At 29.6% G+C, this 16,170-nt stretch carries 12 protein-coding genes and 14 tRNA genes; 25 read left to right on the plus strand and 1 reads right to left on the minus strand.

All coding sequences use genetic code 11. The features are described 5' to 3' along the window. Positions 1–3 precede the first annotated feature (3 nt). A complete protein-coding gene (locus tag VJI94_RS05455; protein WP_029950352.1) occupies positions 4–699 on the minus strand; it encodes a Crp/Fnr family transcriptional regulator in 696 nt (231 codons plus the stop codon). A gap of 320 nt (positions 700–1,019) precedes the next feature. On the opposite strand from VJI94_RS05455, the gene VJI94_RS05460 reads away from it, so the two are divergent. The 25 genes from VJI94_RS05460 (at position 1,020) to VJI94_RS05580 (ending at position 16,170) form a co-directional block, all read left to right on the plus strand. Beyond that, positions 1,020–2,297, plus strand: coding sequence for a dicarboxylate/amino acid:cation symporter (locus VJI94_RS05460; RefSeq protein ID WP_324008642.1), 1,278 nt, complete (start codon positions 1,020–1,022; stop codon positions 2,295–2,297). 151 nt (positions 2,298–2,448) lie between these two features. Next, positions 2,449–3,102 carry a cupin domain-containing protein gene (locus VJI94_RS05465; protein WP_324008643.1) on the plus strand — a complete coding sequence of 218 codons (654 nt, stop codon included), beginning with the start codon at positions 2,449–2,451 and terminating at the stop codon, positions 3,100–3,102. A gap of 554 nt (positions 3,103–3,656) precedes the next feature. Beyond that, a complete protein-coding gene (locus VJI94_RS05470; RefSeq protein WP_324008644.1) occupies positions 3,657–4,553 on the plus strand; it encodes a hypothetical protein in 897 nt (298 codons plus the stop codon). A 320-nt stretch (positions 4,554–4,873) separates the two neighbouring features. Beyond that, positions 4,874–5,341: a GNAT family N-acetyltransferase gene (locus tag VJI94_RS05475; protein ID WP_324008645.1), complete on the plus strand. Its 468-nt coding sequence runs from the start codon at positions 4,874–4,876 to the stop codon at positions 5,339–5,341. Positions 5,342–5,972: 631 nt separating this feature from the next. Further along, positions 5,973–7,508, plus strand: coding sequence for a YjjI family glycine radical enzyme (locus VJI94_RS05480; protein WP_324008646.1), 1,536 nt, complete (start codon positions 5,973–5,975; stop codon positions 7,506–7,508). Continuing rightward, complete coding sequence (locus VJI94_RS05485) at positions 7,498–8,343, plus strand: YjjW family glycine radical enzyme activase (protein WP_324008647.1); 846 nt, start codon at positions 7,498–7,500, stop codon at positions 8,341–8,343. Before VJI94_RS05480 ends, VJI94_RS05485 begins: the two co-directional genes overlap by 11 nt. A gap of 164 nt (positions 8,344–8,507) precedes the next feature. Next, positions 8,508–11,729 carry a leucine-rich repeat domain-containing protein gene (locus tag VJI94_RS05490; RefSeq protein WP_324008648.1) on the plus strand — a complete coding sequence of 1,074 codons (3,222 nt, stop codon included), beginning with the start codon at positions 8,508–8,510 and terminating at the stop codon, positions 11,727–11,729. A 200-nt stretch (positions 11,730–11,929) separates the two neighbouring features. Then, the gene (gene tsaE, locus VJI94_RS05495; protein WP_324008649.1) at positions 11,930–12,382 is read left to right on the plus strand and encodes a tRNA (adenosine(37)-N6)-threonylcarbamoyltransferase complex ATPase subunit type 1 TsaE; all 453 of its coding nucleotides are present in this window, start codon (positions 11,930–11,932) and stop codon (positions 12,380–12,382) included. Further along, the gene (gene tsaB / locus VJI94_RS05500; RefSeq protein WP_324008650.1) at positions 12,379–13,062 is read left to right on the plus strand and encodes a tRNA (adenosine(37)-N6)-threonylcarbamoyltransferase complex dimerization subunit type 1 TsaB; all 684 of its coding nucleotides are present in this window, start codon (positions 12,379–12,381) and stop codon (positions 13,060–13,062) included. Before tsaE ends, tsaB begins: the two co-directional genes overlap by 4 nt. Next, a complete protein-coding gene (gene rimI / locus VJI94_RS05505; RefSeq protein ID WP_324008651.1) occupies positions 13,063–13,497 on the plus strand; it encodes a ribosomal protein S18-alanine N-acetyltransferase in 435 nt (144 codons plus the stop codon). It abuts the gene before it with no gap. Continuing rightward, positions 13,497–14,513, plus strand: a complete 1,017-nt coding sequence (gene tsaD / locus VJI94_RS05510; protein WP_324008652.1) for a tRNA (adenosine(37)-N6)-threonylcarbamoyltransferase complex transferase subunit TsaD — start codon at positions 13,497–13,499, stop codon at positions 14,511–14,513. The genes rimI and tsaD overlap by 1 nt, the downstream gene beginning before the upstream one ends. Positions 14,514–14,701: 188 nt before the next feature. After that, positions 14,702–14,776 (plus strand) — tRNA-Glu (locus VJI94_RS05515). A gap of 31 nt (positions 14,777–14,807) precedes the next feature. Further along, positions 14,808–14,883, plus strand: a tRNA-Val gene (locus VJI94_RS05520). Between the two features lie 5 nt (positions 14,884–14,888). Next, positions 14,889–14,965, plus strand: a tRNA-Asp gene (locus VJI94_RS05525). Positions 14,966–14,973: 8 nt separating this feature from the next. Then, a tRNA-Thr gene (locus VJI94_RS05530) sits at positions 14,974–15,049 on the plus strand. Positions 15,050–15,071: 22 nt separating this feature from the next. Then, positions 15,072–15,156: transfer RNA gene (locus VJI94_RS05535), tRNA-Tyr, on the plus strand. Between the two features lie 38 nt (positions 15,157–15,194). After that, positions 15,195–15,268, plus strand: a tRNA-Gly gene (locus VJI94_RS05540). Between the two features lie 4 nt (positions 15,269–15,272). Further along, positions 15,273–15,349, plus strand: a tRNA-Arg gene (locus tag VJI94_RS05545). A 5-nt stretch (positions 15,350–15,354) separates the two neighbouring features. Then, a tRNA-Gln gene (locus VJI94_RS05550) sits at positions 15,355–15,431 on the plus strand. A 7-nt stretch (positions 15,432–15,438) separates the two neighbouring features. Next, positions 15,439–15,514: transfer RNA gene (locus VJI94_RS05555), tRNA-Lys, on the plus strand. 5 nt (positions 15,515–15,519) lie between these two features. Then, positions 15,520–15,608: transfer RNA gene (locus VJI94_RS05560), tRNA-Ser, on the plus strand. A 4-nt stretch (positions 15,609–15,612) separates the two neighbouring features. After that, positions 15,613–15,703, plus strand: a tRNA-Ser gene (locus VJI94_RS05565). 7 nt (positions 15,704–15,710) lie between these two features. Then, positions 15,711–15,787: transfer RNA gene (locus VJI94_RS05570), tRNA-Ile, on the plus strand. A 69-nt stretch (positions 15,788–15,856) separates the two neighbouring features. After that, positions 15,857–15,930, plus strand: a tRNA-Trp gene (locus VJI94_RS05575). A gap of 167 nt (positions 15,931–16,097) precedes the next feature. After that, a tRNA-Phe gene (locus tag VJI94_RS05580) sits at positions 16,098–16,170 on the plus strand.

The following is a 16,170-nucleotide window of genomic DNA, read 5'->3' on the forward strand; positions in this document are numbered from 1 at the left end:
CTATTATTCGTTATCTACACCTTTTTCTTTTGAGTATTCAACTAAATTATCATAATTTTCTTTTGAAATTATAATTTTACCTGTTTTTCTTGAAATGCAATTTCTGTCTATTAATTCATTCAAATATCTATACATTGTTCTTTCGTTAATTCTTAAGTAGTCTGAAATAACTTTTTTAGTTAAAGTAATTTTTACAGGGAACTCTACATCAACGCATTTTGATAAGAAGAATTCAATTAAGTTTTTCTTTCTTCCGTAGTTTTTAGTTAAATCAAATGTAGCGATTGAATGTTTTGCGAAATCCAACAAGAAATGATTGTAAACTTTTAAAAGTTCAAGGCTTTCAGGTTCCTTTTCAAATCTTTCTATAGGAATTCTTATAAGTCTTGTATCTTTGAAGAATGCAACACTCTTGTAGAAGTCGTGCTTATTATCCATAAATTCAAGTAATCCGAATATAGAAGTATTAGTTATATGGTTAAAAACTATCAACTCCCCAACTGGCGTAAAATGAACTACATTTGCACTTCCTCTTACCAATAAATACAAATAATCTAATTTATCATTTTCTTTGATTATTACAGTTTTTTTCTTTACTTTAAGTACAGTAAATTCTGAATATAATCTTTTATCAGTTTTTAAATCAAAAGTCTTATCAATTAAAACTTTTCTTAATAATGTAACTAATTTACTTTCCACTATTGTCCCTCCTTAATATTCATATACAATAATATTATAATATAAAAATGGCAAAAAATAAATAGAAAATTACAGATATTGATAAAAAAATTGAACCTATAGTATTATATTTTTTTTTGCGTTTTTTATTGATATTTTTATAAAAACGATTGACAATATATTAATATATATGGTATCATTACAATATAGATAAATATTTTAAAATTAAAATTAAAATTATTGATATAGTCAAAACATTTACATAAGGAAAAAACTTTGATTTTAAGGAATTTAATATAATTTTAGTAAAACGAAGTTGTAATTATTCAAAGGAGGTTGTTATGAAAAAAAAGAATTTAGTACTCCAAGTATTCATAGCGTTTATTGCAGGTTTAATACTTGGTGTAGTACTATGGTTGACGAAAGTTGATATTTCCGGATATGTTAAAATCGTTTCCCCATTCGGTCAAGTTTTGGTCGCAATGTTAAAAATGATTGTAATACCGGTTATATTCTTGTCTTTAATCGATGGTGCGGCTTCTGTTCCTACAAAGGAATTTGGGAAAATCGGAATAAAAGTAATAGTTTGGTACTTTTTAACTTCACTTTTTGCTGCGGTTTTAGGTTCTGTGCTTGCGATAGGATTTAATCCGGGTTCAGGAGAAGCACAACAAGCTGCTTGGAAAAGTCTTATAAACACACAAAACACTTCTGAAATTGCAAGTAAAGCTAATAATTCATTAGCAGATGTATTTATCAGTATGTTCCAAAATCCATTCAAAGCATTGGCAGACGGTAATTTTCTAGCTATAATAGTATTTTCTATAGCTTTTGGACTTGCACTTAAGATGATTTCTGAAAGAGCAGAATATTCAACAAAAGTTAAGACTTTACTTGAAATAATAGACGTTGCAAAAGAAGCTATATTCAAAATTGTAGATTGGATTTTAGCATATTCTCCAATTGGTGTATTTGCACTTACTTCAGTAAACTTTGCAAGTTATGGTTCATCACTATTTGGACCTTATATTAAACTTACAATCGGTGTTGTACTTGGAATTGTTGCTATGGTATTAATAGTTTATCCTTTAATGATGGCTGTTACATTAAAAGTAAATCCTTTCAAAGTTTTGATGAAAATAAAAGAGCCAATGCTTACTGCATTTGTAACAAGAAGTTCTGCAGCAGCACTTCCTGTATCTCTTAGAGTTGCAAAAGAAGATTTAAAAATAAGCGAAAATATTTCTTCATTTGCATTACCTTTAGGATCTACAATAAACATGGACGGAGTTTGTATCCACTTACCTATGTTCGCAATTTTAGCTGCTAATATGTTCGGTGTTAAAGTTACATTTGTTTCACTTTCAGTTTTAGTTTTAACAACTGTTCTTGCATCAGTAGGAGCCGGTGGAGTTCCTGGTGGAAGTTTGATGTTATTATTTATAATTTTACAAAATATGAAACTTTCTCCGGACCAAATTGCTATCATAGTTGGTCTTGCATTAGGAATTAACCCAATACTTGATATGTTTGAAACAATGAACAACGTAACAGGCGATATAGTTTGTACTTACAGCGTTGCAAAACTTTCAGGTTTGGTTGATGAGGACAAAGAATAATATAATTTATAATTAATCTACGAGGTCAATGAGAAATCATTGACCTTTTTTATGTATAAAAAATTACTATAAATAGAATAGTTATTAACATCTTTGATAGGGTATATATCTTGCAAATACATATTGTTTTCAATAATAGAGGAGGTTCAGTTTGAAAGAACAAGTTGGGAAAGTATTCTCCATAGCTAAAGACAATAAAGCACTAGAGGGATGCACAATATCAAAAGAGGTTCATGGTGGAGAAAATTACATAGCATATTTTTCTATGGCAGAAGACACAGATATAAGTGCAGAATTATTCCCTTATTACAAGCTGTTGATTGTAGCAGAAGGGGAGCTTGAAGTATATGGATTTTCTGAAAAAACAAAAATTTTAAAAGTAGGTGAATGTATTGTAACACCAATTGAGGTTCCAGTTGGTATGAGAACTAAATCAGGAGCAATATTCACTGAAATTGCAATAAAAAAGGAGGACTTTATGAATAAGTTAGTAAAAGCTGGAGAAGTTTTTAAATTAGGAGAATTACTACAATACCAAGAAGGGAAAATTGTAAATATGGACGTAGTCCACAATGATAAAATGAAATTTGTATTAATGGCATTTGATGCAGGAACAGGTCTTTCAGAACATTCAGCACCGGGAGAAGCAATAGTATTTGCATTAGACGGTGAAGGAATAATCGGATACGAAGGAACAGACCATGTAATAAAAGCAGGAGAATGCTTCCATTTTGCAAAAGCTGGAAGACATTATGTAAAAGCCGAAAAGAATTTTAAAATGGCATTACTTTTGACTTTGGAATAAAAAGAGAAAATTTATATAAGAATAAAATATAGAATAAAACGACCATATACTTACCATTTGGTCGTTTTTTTGTGAGAGAAATAACAATTATTTGAGATCTCTCGACTACGTTTGAGATGACATATAGAGTATAAAATTTTGTTTAATATCTTGATATTCTTAAAAAATTAAAATATATAATCTAAATAATTCACGTCAAATTACTTTGAGAAGTAAAGCTCCTAATACGTCATCTCGACCGTAGTTGAGCAAAGCGAAACGAAGTGGAGAGATCTCACAGATAATTTCACTTCTTTAAACTTAAATGAATTATTCTTTTAACACATACTTTATGTTATAATAAATATGTGTGTTATTACTAATAATTTTATATTATTCAATAATTGTAATTAGCATACTTTAATAATATTAAAAAAGTTTAAAAATAATTTAATATTTAGAAAGGAAATTGTTGTATGTATGAAATAGCTTTTTCTATAGTAACATCCTTATTTGCCTCACTAGTATTTTGGATGATGTTTACAAAGATACCTGAGATTATTAGATATAGAAAAATGAGACCTATAGTTGAATATGATATGTATATAATTTCATTTAATATTTTGTTTTTTCTACAGATGGCATTTGATAATCATGGTATGAGGCCAGAGGTTTCTCAAGTAAAGATTAAAGCTAATGTTTTTAGTGAGGAACAGTATGATTTGATGTTACAAAATAAATGTTTAAATGAATCATATTTGTATGATGAGAACAAAGATTATTTGATACCCATAGGGAATGAACTAGATAGACTGTCAAAAAAAATTGTTAAAGAGGTAGAAAGCTTAAGTTTTTATCATAATTTTATGACTTGCAAGGAAATTATGTTATTGAAAAAAATAAAAGAGTCTATTACGCGCTATTCTTATGACGATAATGCGAAAATAGAATTTAATAGTAGAGTATTCTTTCCAACTAATCCAAATATAAGTTTTATGGCAAAAACTTTTAAGACTATAAATAATTACTTTTATGAGCTAAATAATATAATTTTTAAATATAAATATTTAGATAAAGATTTACTTGGATATAAGTTTGATTTAATATTAGAAAAGTCAAGAGTGTTTTATGAACAATGTAAATATGAAGAAGCATACAAATATGCACGAAAATCTTCTGAAGTTTATTATAAAAAAGGATTCTTATTCATGTATTTATTTAAATTAGGAAAGACAGAAAAAGCATTAGTATATTTAGAAGATTTTTTAAATGAAATTGACTTAAGGTTAGTTAATATTAGAGATTTACTTGAAGATTCATATGATAATGAAGAGGTAATTAATTTTCTAAGATTAAAACGAGATGAGGATGAAATAGAAGAGTTGTTGACTTATTTTCGAGTAGAAGAAGAATTAAAGGGAGAAATAAAGGAACAACTTTATAAAATTAAAAATTACTATGAAAAAAATTAAAGAGTTTTGTCTTAAACATAATATAGATTATATAGTGTTGAGGTGAGAAATGAAAATTACAATTTTAAGGAATAAAAGAGATAATTAAAATAAGGAAATATAAATTAGAATTATGTTAATTCGCTGATATATTAATTACTAATTTGAAACTAATCTAAAATTAATACTGTATGTTATCTGTCAAATTTATTGTTTTATTTTATTGATTCAGTATATTTGAGAAAGTATAATTAGAAATATTAAAAAGATTGATATTCAAATTAATTAGGTCATATTGCAAATTTTTGTATAAGTAAATTTAGAAATTGAGGAAATGAGTTATGAATATAGAGTTAGTTAGAATAAGTGTTGCTGACACAGAAAAGTTATGGACAATGCAAGTTCAAGCATTCCAAAATTTATTAGATAAATATCAAGATTTTGAAACTAATCCAGCAAATGAAACTAAAGAAAAAATTAAGACTAAATTACTTCAAGAACATTCTTTCTTTTATTATATTTATGAGGGAAATAATATAGTTGGTGCTATTCGAGTGATTGATAGAAAAGACGGAGGCAGAAAAAGAGTAGCACCAGTGTTTATAATAGAGAAATTCCGTAATAGAGGGTTAGCTCAAAAAGCTTTCTGCGAGATAGAAAGAATTCATGGTGAGGATAATTGGGAGCTTGATACAATCTTTCAAGAAAAAGGAAACTGCTATTTATACGAAAAATTAGGATATACAAAGACTGGAGAAATTGATAGAATAAATGATAAAATGGATATTATTCACTATATAAAAAATTAGGAACTCTCAGATATCTAAGTTGAAAAATATATAGAAACTAAATAATTCATGTCATAGCAACTTAAAGAAAAACCACCAACACGTTATCTCGAGAGTAGTCAATCTAGCCCTAACTTTGCTTGTTTATAAGCAATAGTAGGTCTGACAGGAGTAACTGTATCTTTTGATACAATTGTTTTGAATATTTTATAAAGCTCTGTTCTTAATTATATTTTAGTATTATTTAATATACAAGAACATATCCGACAAAAAAATATAAATATTTCACGTCAAATTACTTTTAAAAGTAAAGCTCTTAAAACGTCATCTCGACCGAAACGAAGCGAAGTTGAGTGAAGTGGAGAGATCTCATACTTTTGTTTACAAGTAAACAAAAGTAAATTTATTTGGAGTAATTGTATTTTCTGGTATAATTGTTCTGGAAATTTCATTGATATTTTCAAAAGTGGGGATTACTATGGGAATCTCATAAATACTCAATTGTATTTATAAATTGCTTTTTACATTTTATTTAAAAAAATTCTTAAAATATCCGTTTAAAAAAGACAATTAACAGTATCATTTTGGAGATTATTCATATATAATATGGGTAAATAGTGAATGACTTTTTGACATAAAATTGGAGGTATTTATGATTTCTAAAATAAAAACATTGGAAGAAGCTAGAGAATTATCAATGAATATTATTAAGGCTAAAGATTTAACTTATGAGCAAAAGACTTCTCAACTTGCAAAGCTTGCAGAGAATTTGAATGATTTTCCTGTAAGTTCAATTAATGATAGAATTTTTGAAATTTCTGAAAATGGAGGTTTCTGCGATTTGTGGGAAGGTCATGCGCCTTATGCACCGAGATACATTTGCCCTAATTATCAAAAACTTTTGGATGAGGGTTGTAAGTTTTTACGTCTTGAGAAAGCTGAAACTTTGCTTGATGCCATTAACAGTTTATTGATTTTTTATCATCATGTTCCTTCTATAACAAGATATCCGGTTTATATTGGGAAAATTGATAAGCTTTTAGATCCATTTATTACAGATAGAGAGGAAGCTAAAAAGTTGATTAAGTGGTTTTTAGTTTCTTTAGATAGAACAATTAATGACAGTTTTTGCCATGCAAATATCGGTCCTGAAAAGACTGTTGCAGGTGAAATTATTTTAGAATTACTTCCAACTTTAAATAATGTTACTCCAAATATGACTATTCTTTATGATGAAGATATTACACCTGACGATTTTGGAGAAAAGGCAGTTTATGCATCTCTTTTAACTGCAAATCCTGCTTTTGCTAATGATAAATACTATAGAAAAGATTTTAATGGAGATTATGCGATAGCAAGTTGCTATAATGGACTTCCGATTTCAGGTGGGGCATTTACTTTAAGTAGATTAAGACTTGGCTCTCTTGCTAGAAGTTCAAGTTCAAAACAAGATTTCTTTGATAGAGTTTTGCCTGAAGCGATAGATTTAATGTGCAATTTTATGGAAGGGAAAATCAGATTTTTAGTTGAAGAAACGCCTTTCTTTGAAGAAAATTTCTTGGTTAAAGAAGGTTTTATTGAATTGGATAGATTTGTTGGGCTTTTCGGAGTTGTAGGACTTCATGAATGTGTTCAAAAACTTTTAGAGTTTGAAAGTAAAGATTTAGTTTATGGAAAAGATGATTATGCCAACAATTTGGGGCTAGAAGTAATGGATTTTGTAGAAAATAGAGTTAATTCATTTGAAAGTAAGTATTCAACTTTCTGGAACCATAGATTTATGCTTCATTCACAAGTTGGGGCACAAGATGATATGGAAGATAGTGCAGGAGTTAGAATCAGAATAGGTAAGGAAATTCCTATGTATGATCATATTAAACATTCAGCTTTATTCCATAAGTATTTTCCGTCAGGAATTGGCGACCATTTTCCATTTGATGAAACTGCTGAAAAGAATCCTGCTGCTGTTTTAGATATTTTTAAGGCTGCATTTAGATTAAATATGAGATATATTTCATGTTATGGAGAAAATGGCGATTTGATTCGTGTAACAGGATATTTAGTAAAGAAATCTGATATGCAAAAATTTATTGACGGAGAAAGTATCAGCTATGATACTGTTCAATATGCAAAAGAGGCTTTTGAAAAATATCATTTATTAGAACGTAAGGTTAGAGATGTCAAATAAAGGAATTATAAATAAAATAATAGATATGTCGGTGGTAGACGGACCTGGAAACAGGACGTCTATTTTCCTACAGGGTTGTAATTTTAACTGTTTTTATTGTCATAATCCTGAAACTATTAGACATTGTATAAATTGTATGGAATGTATTCCGTCTTGTCCGACTAAGAGTTTAACGAATGTAAATGGAAAAATAGTTTGGAATGATAAAACTTGTATAAATTGTGATGAATGTATAAGAGTTTGTAAACATCTTTCAAGTCCGAAGATTTACAATTGGACAGTTGAAGAAACAGTCGAAAGAATAAAAAAGAATATGCCTTTTATTAGAGGAATTACAGTTAGTGGAGGCGAATGTACTCTGCAACATATTTTTTTAACTTCTCTTTTTAGAGAGATTAGAAAGCTTGGTCTTACCTGCTTTGTCGATACAAATGGTGGAATACCTTTAAAGAGATTGCCTGATTTTGTAGAAGTTTCTGATGCTTTTATGCTTGATATAAAGGCTTTTGACAATGAGGAACATCTTTTTATAACTAAAAGTAAGGTGAATACAGTTTTAGAAAATGCCGATTATCTTGCAAGTATTGATAAACTTTTTGAGATAAGGACTGTAACAATTGCAGGAATGGACAATAGAACAACAGTTGATAAGATTACAAAAATGCTTTCCAAATACATAAAAATGGGACATAAAATTAGATATAAAATCATAAAGTACAGAAAATATGGAGTTAGGGAAGAATATAGTATGTTTTCAGCTCCAACAGATGAAGAAATGGAAAAATTAAAAGAAATTGCTCTTCAAAATGGATTTGAAGATGTTATTATTGTTTAATCTGTATTATAAAATGTTTTTAAAGAACTATGTGCTATGCATAGTTCTTTTTGTATAGAAAATATTAATATATGGATGATTTAGGATAAGAAAAATCTATTATACTTTAAAGTCATTATATGATAAAATAATGTTGTATATTTATTTAAAAACGGAGGATATTTATGAAAAATAAAAGCATATTGGCTTTGGCGCTACTTTGTGGATTTTCTTTTTCACAGGTAAGTTTTGCCGATAGTGAAACTGTGATTTACAACAAAGAAGGAATCACAGTAAATTTAATCGCAGATGGCGAAGGAATTTTTAAGATTTCTGTTGAAAATAAGACTTCAAAAGATATGGTTGGAGTTAAAGTAAAGACAGAAGATATTAAGGGTCTTAAAGTTGTTAAAGGTAAAGAACTTGACATTGGCAATATTAAAGCCGGAGAAAAGAAAGTTTTAGAAAATGAAAAAATTCAATTTGAAGTTGTTGAAGCTATTAAAGATGGCATTAAAAAAGGAAAACTTTCTAAAACAGGTATTGCAGGAGTTTACAAAATCAATGTAACAATTGCGGTAGCGGGAATTGTTGGAGTTGTTTCTGTTTTGGTTTCTAAAAAGAGAAATGCAAAAAAACTTTTATCTGTTGCAGTTGGTACAGGAATTTTGATGTCTCCAGTTTTGGCATATAATTCAAGTGCAGATATGCTTTATAAAAATTCTGCTGATTTAGCCGGAAAGATTGAGATAAAAGGAAAGACTTATGACTATGTAGGAGTTTTAATGTGGAATGATTCTACTCCTGCAGTTGAAGATGATGAAGAAGATAAAGTTGTTGAATTTGAAGATAAAAACTTAAAACAATTCATCCTTGATAAATTACATGCTTATAAAGGTGAAGACAGCTTTGAAACAGAAATGAATGAATATAATTTCAAACTTACTGATAAATCATATAGAAAAGATAAAAATTCAAATGAAATCTATAAGAGTGATTTGGAAAAAATTGAATCAATTGGAATCAGAGGAATGGATGCTGCTGAAGAAAATATTATAGAGGTTAGCAGTATCAAAGGACTTGAATATTGTAAAAATTTAAAGACTCTTACGATTTCTTCCGGAGAAATTCCTGATGATCATGAAGAAATAAGATATTCAGAGGGAGCCATTAAGGATTTAACACCACTTGCAGGGCTTAAAAAGCTTGAATTATTAAGACTTTCTCATAATGAAATATCAGATGTTTCTCCATTAAAAGATTTAACAGGTCTTAAATTCTTATATATTTCACATAATAATATTTCTGATATTAGCTCATTAAAAAATCTTGCGAATTTAGAAAGCTTCGATTTTGCAGTAAATAAAATTACTGATATGAGCATTGTTGAGAATTTTAAAAATTTAAAACTTTTAGATATTTATTCAAATAAAATTTCAAATATCAATTACGTTAAAGAACTTGAAAAATTAACTTATTTTAGGGCGGATAGCAATAATATTGAAAATATTGATGCTTTGAAAAATTTAAAATTATTAGAAGACTTAGATTTAGGAAACAATAAATTAAAAGACACTTTTGTTTTAAATAGATTGATAAATTTAAAGAAATTGAGTTTAAAAGGAAATAATATTGAAAATTTGAATTTAAATAAACTTATAAATCTTGATGACTTAAATATTGAAAATAATAAAATTTCAGATATTTCATTTTTGAAAAATTCAACTAAACTTGCAAACTTGAATTTAAAGAAAAATAATATTGAAAATATAGATAATGTAAGTGGTTTAACGAAATTGACTTATTTGAATTTAAGTGATAATTTAATTTCAAATGTTGAGCCTTTAAAGTCATTAACTAAACTTTCAAGTTTATATTTATCAAATAATAATGTTTCTGACATTTCTGCACTTAAAAATTTAAATGAGCTTTCAAGTGTTAAACTTGATGGGAACAAGATAAAAGATTTTTCATCAATAAATGATAAGAAGGGCATATTTGAAAAAATTATTCACAATCAAAATGTTGATTTGGAAAATGTGGAAGTTAGCGAAAAAACTTTTGAAATTGACAATGTATTTGTAGGTCTTGAAAAGATTGCTAAAGGTGGAAATATAAAAGTTAGCACTGAAGCTGAAGGCGTTACAGTAACTTTAGAAAGTGGAAAACTAAACTTCAGTTTGACTGATAAAGCAATGGAAAATATTAAAGAAGGATTGAAATTAACTGTTAAATTCAAATTTGAAAATGAAATGGACTATGAAAATAATCCTACTGTATTGAATTTGAACGTAAACTTAGTTAAACCGGCTAAAAAATATGTTGAAATTGAGGATGCAAAACTTTTAAAGGTAATAAATAAAAATTTAGGTAAAAATAGAGCTGATAATCAAAAAGTTACTGTTGAAGAAATGGAAAGTTTAACAGAGTTATCAATATTTTTAAAAGAAGACGGAAGTGCTGATTTTAGTGAAAGTGCAAAATACTCAATACTTGGAAAGCCAACAAGTTTAAAAGGAACTAAAGATTTTAAATTTGCCGTTACCAGAGGAATGAAGAGTATTAAAGGCTTGGAATATGCAAAAAATCTAAAGAAATTAAAATTAAATGAAAATGAAATTTCAGATATTTCTCCTCTTAAAAATTTAACTAAATTGGAATATTTAGAGATTCAAAGAAATAGAATTGTTGACGTTAATCCTTTGAAAAATTTAACAAATCTTAAGTTTTTGAAATTATATAATAATTTAATTGAAGATATAGCACCACTTTCAAATTTGACAAATCTAACGGGATTGGATTTACATTATAATGTTACGGTTGGTGGTGATGAGAGTCACAAAATAATATCTAAAGGAATTACTGATATTTCTGCTTTGAAGAATTTGAAAAAATTGGAATTTTTAGATATTTCGGCTAATAGAATAGAAGATATTTCAATCCTTAAGAATTTTGATAAAATTAAAGATTTAGATTTTTCAGGAAATAGAGTTAAAAACTATGAAGGATTAGGAGATTATATTGCTGAAAGATTGGGAAAAGCATTGAATGAAGGTATTGGAAGTATTCAATTTTCAGGTCAGACAATAGACTTTGGGTCAACTGTTGAAGTGAAAGAAAAAGAAGTTATTTTTACTACGCCATTTAAAGGAATTAAAGAACTTGGAAATTCATTGGCACAAGTTTTCGGTTCAGAAGATCCTTTGAATGTTTTTGGTGAAATTAAAACTAATGTTGAAGGAATAGATGCAAGTTATGATTTAGACACTAACAAAATAAAGTTGACTGTATCAGATGGTGTTATCACTAAATATAACGGAAAAGAGTTAGATTTAAATTTAAAAATGTCATTAGAAGAATATACTTGGACATTAAAGAATATAAAACTTAAATTTGTTTCAAAGTAAAGAATATTAAAAGGGGACTTTCAAGTCTCCTTTTCGTGTTTTTAACTGTTATTAAAATTGTTTTTATGATATAATAATTATAGATTTATGCCTTATGATAAAGCTGTAATTATTTCATCATAATAACTAAAATTTAATTATCAAAAAGAAATTATGATTTAGTTAAATATAATTTATATTTAGAATTTAGGAGGGAAAATTTGTTAGAGATTATTTTAAATTCTTTAGATGAGTGTAATAATTTTTCTAAAAGATTTTCAAAAATATTAAAAAATGGCGATGTGATTTCTTTGGTTGGAGATCTCGGAGCTGGAAAAACTACTTTTGCTAAATTTTTAGGAAAAAATTTGGGGATAGATGAAGATATTACTTCACCAACTTTTAATTTAGTTAATTTATATTCCGGAAAGTTTGAATTTAATCATATGGATTTATATAGAATTGATTCTTCAGAGGAACTTTATCAAATAGATTATGAAAATTACTTTTATCCTGACGGGATTACAGTGATAGAGTGGGCAGAAAATGCCGATTATTTATTGCCTAAAAATTTAATCGAGCTTGAGATTTTAAAAATTTCTGAAAATTCAAGAAAGATTGTAATTAAAGGAAATAATAAAAGAGAATTGGAAATTATAGAGGAATTACAATGAAAATTTTAGCGATAGATACTTCAACAACTCATAGCTCCTGTTCTGTAATGGAAGATAATAATATTGTTGGAGATTTTAGTATTAATCAAAGTATGAGCCATAATGAGATTTTACTTGTTATGGTTGATGAAGTGCTTAAAAAATTGAATATTGATATAGAAGATATAGATTTATTTGTTGCAGTTACAGGACCGGGTTCTTTTACGGGAATAAGAATAGGGGTTACGGTTGTAAAGGCTTTAGCAATGGCTTTGAATAAGCCGATAGTTGCTGTAAATACATTAGAAGCTCTTTCTTTTGGAATTTTTTCCGATAAGAAGAAAATTCCTTTAATTGACGCTAGAGGAGAAAGAGTTTATTATGGAGTTTATGAAGGGATAAGTAATACAAATATAGTTGCTCCTGCGCTTTTAACTATTGATGAGCTTTTGGAAGAATTTTCTAATAAAGGAGAATTTGTCTTTGTAGGAGATTGTGTTAATCTATATAAGGAAAGAATTTTAAAAAATAAAAATTTTGAAATTACTCCTGCTTGTTTAAATAGTTGTATTTCAAGAAATGCTTGTGTGATAGGCAAAAGAAAATTTGAAAGTGGAGATATTTCAGACTGTTTTAATTTAAGTCCTGAATATGTAAGACTTTCACAAGCTCAAAGAGATTTAGAAAATAAAGGTAAGTAAATGATTTTATATAGATATGCAGAAAACAAAGATGTGTTCGATATTCTATCTTTAGATAATGAAAATTTCTCCAATAATTTTGATGAAAAATTCTACCTGGAATATATAAAAAATCAAAGAGTTATTGTAGCAGAAAAAGAAAAAAATGTAATTGGATATATTCTATTTAATCAAATTTTAGATGAAGCTGAAATTTATAAAATTGTTGTTTCTAAAGATTTTAGAAAAAAACAGATAGCTTTTAAAATTATGGAATTTTTACTAAATGAATTAAAGAAAAATAACATTAAAAAGATATTTTTAGAAGTTAGAAAAAGCAATATTCCTGCTATTAATCTATATAAGAAATGTGGATTTATAGATATTAGGGAGATTGTTGACTACTATAGTAATCCAAAAGAAAATGGAATTATGATGTTAAAAGAGGTAGTTTGATGGATGATATTAAAATTATGGCGATAGAGAGCAGTTGTGATGAAACGAGTGTTGCTGTCGTAAAAAACGGAAGAGAAGTTATTTCTAATGTAATTTCTTCACAAATAGATATGCATAAAAAGTTTGGGGGAGTAGTTCCTGAAGTAGCAAGCAGAATGCATTTGGAAGTTATTAATAATATAGTAAAAGAGGCATTAGATGAAGCGAAAATATCAATGAATGATATTGATGCAATAGCTGTAACTAAAGGGCCGGGTCTTGTGGGAGCATTGCTTGTTGGTATTTCAGAGGCAAAGGCATTATCCTATGCTTGTAAAAAGCCTTTAATTGGAGTTAACCATATGAAAGGACATATTTGTGCTGCTTTTATAACTCATAAGGAATTAGAGCCTCCATTTATTTGCCTTTTAGTTTCCGGAGGGCATACTTATTTAGTATATGTAAAAGATTATAACAATATGGAAGTAATTGGAAAGACAATTGATGATGCTTGTGGAGAGGCTTATGATAAGGTTGCTAGATGTTTAGGAATGAATTATCCTGGTGGTCCTGAAGTTGAAAGACTGGCAAAACTTGGAAATGATAAGTCGATAGATTTTCCAAGAGTAATGCTTGATAAAAATAGCTATAATTTCAGTTTTAGCGGACTTAAAACGGCTGTACTTAATTATTTAAACAGTAAAAAGCAAAAAAACGAAGAAATTTCAAAAGAAGATGTATGTGCAAGTTTTCAAAGAGCTGTTTTTGATGTGTTGATTTTTAAGACTGAAAAGTTAATGAAAGAAAAAAAATTAGATACCCTTGTTGTATCGGGTGGTGTTTCTGCAAATAATACATTGAGAGAAGAGATAAACAAAATGTGCGAAAAAAATGGTTTTAAATCCTATTTTCCGGATAAAATACTTTGCACAGATAACGCCGCTATGATTGCATCATCAGGGTATTATGAGTATATATCAGGAGTAAGAAGTGATTTAACATTAAATGTTGAGCCAAATTTGGAGCTAGAAAATTAATAAAATTTTTTTAGAAAAAGTGTTGACAATGAAAAAAATAAAGTGTATAATATTCGAGTAACTGTTTGAGAGATATGTTTTAAAGAAAGATTTAGTCAGATTAAAACTTTTAAAAAAGTATTGACAAAATATAAGTTATAGTATATAATTATTAGGCAGTCAATTTTAGAGTATAGGTTGATTGATGAGGCCCCATGGTCAAGCGGTTAAGACATCGCCCTTTCACGGCGGTAACCCGGGTTCGAATCCCGGTGGGGTCACCACTTTGTTTTTAGTAGTTTATTGGTTGTATTTGGGCGCATAGCTCAGTTGGGAGAGCATCTGCCTTACAAGCAGGGGGTCATAGGTTCGAGCCCTATTGTGCCCACCAAATATGGCCTGGTAGTTCAGCTGGTTAGAATGCTAGCCTGTCACGCTAGAGGTCGTGGGTTCGAGTCCCATCCAGGTCGCCAATAAACACGCTGGTGTAGCTCAATTGGTAGAGCAACTGACTTGTAATCAGTAGGTTAGGGGTTCAAGTCCTCCCACCAGCTCCAATCTACTTTTTGTAGATTATATGGAGGAGTTCCCGAGTGGCCAAAGGGGACGGACTGTAAATCCGTTAGCTGCGCTTTCAGTGGTTCGAATCCACTCTCCTCCACCAATTGAATTTTGTTAAGACCATAAAGTTTGAGTTTATTTGCGGGTGTAGCTCAGTGGTAGAGCCCCAGCCTTCCAAGCTGGTTGCGAGGGTTCGATTCCCTTCACCCGCTCCATTTTGCACCTATAGCTCAGCTGGATAGAGCAACGGACTTCTAATCCGTGTGCCAGAGGTTCGAATCCTCTTAGGTGCGCCAACCTTTGGGGTATAGCCAAGTCGGTAAGGCACTAGACTTTGACTCTAGCATTCCGCAGGTTCGAGTCCTGCTACCCCAGCCAATTTTATGATTCATTAGCTCAGTCGGTAGAGCACCTGACTTTTAATCAGGGTGTCCGGGGTTCGAATCCCCGATGGATCACCATCTGTGGAGAGGTATCGAAGTGGTCATAACGAGGCGGTCTTGAAAACCGTTTGGGTTCACGCCCACGTGGGTTCGAATCCCACCCTCTCCGCCACAATGGAGAAATACTCAAGTGGCTGAAGAGGCTCCCCTGCTAAGGGAGTAGATCCTTCACGGGATGCGAGGGTTCAAATCCCTCTTTCTCCGCCAATAATTTGGGCCTTTAGCTCAGTTGGTTAGAGCGCCCGGCTCATAACCGGTAGGTCCCGGGTTCAAGTCCCTGAAGGCCCACCAAATTATCTGAAGATATTTCTATTTTAGAAATATCTCTTATTTTATAGAGCTAAAAACTATTGGTATTGTAGGGGTATAGTTCAACGGTAGAATGTCGGTCTCCAAAACCGCTGATGAGGGTTCGATTCCTTCTACCCCTGCCATTTACATAATATAAAGAAATCATAATATTAAATATGCCCAGATAGCGAAAAGTCGGTATAAGGAAGTGGCAAAAACAACGAAGTTGTTTTTAGGCAATGCCTTAGTCTAGTGCGAAGCACGAGAGAATGAGCTATCGCATAGCAAAAAAAATCATAATATTAAATATGCCCAGATAGCTCAGTCGGTAGAGCAGAGGACTGAAAATCCTCGTGTCGGTGGTTCGATTCCGCCTCTGGGCA

The organism is Parvimonas sp. D9, assembly GCF_035282565.1.
Taxonomy (GTDB): Bacteria; Bacillota; Clostridia; order Tissierellales; family Peptoniphilaceae; genus Parvimonas; species Parvimonas micra.

What these genes read in the sequence shown, in the direction of transcription:
- VJI94_RS05460 (WP_324008642.1), top strand. Translation starts at nt 1,020, where the DNA reads ATGAAAAAAAAGAATTTAGTACTCCAAGTATTCATAGCGTTTATTGCA.
- VJI94_RS05470 (WP_324008644.1), top strand. Translation starts at nt 3,657, where the DNA reads ATGAGACCTATAGTTGAATATGATATGTATATAATTTCATTTAATATT.
- VJI94_RS05475 (WP_324008645.1), top strand. Translation starts at nt 4,874, where the DNA reads ATGAATATAGAGTTAGTTAGAATAAGTGTTGCTGACACAGAAAAGTTA.
- VJI94_RS05480 (WP_324008646.1), top strand. Translation starts at nt 5,973, where the DNA reads ATGATTTCTAAAATAAAAACATTGGAAGAAGCTAGAGAATTATCAATG.
- VJI94_RS05485 (WP_324008647.1), top strand. Translation starts at nt 7,498, where the DNA reads ATGTCAAATAAAGGAATTATAAATAAAATAATAGATATGTCGGTGGTA.
- VJI94_RS05490 (WP_324008648.1), top strand. Translation starts at nt 8,508, where the DNA reads ATGAAAAATAAAAGCATATTGGCTTTGGCGCTACTTTGTGGATTTTCT.
- tsaB (WP_324008650.1), top strand. Translation starts at nt 12,379, where the DNA reads ATGAAAATTTTAGCGATAGATACTTCAACAACTCATAGCTCCTGTTCT.
- rimI (WP_324008651.1), top strand. Translation starts at nt 13,063, where the DNA reads ATGATTTTATATAGATATGCAGAAAACAAAGATGTGTTCGATATTCTA.
- tsaD (WP_324008652.1), top strand. Translation starts at nt 13,497, where the DNA reads ATGGATGATATTAAAATTATGGCGATAGAGAGCAGTTGTGATGAAACG.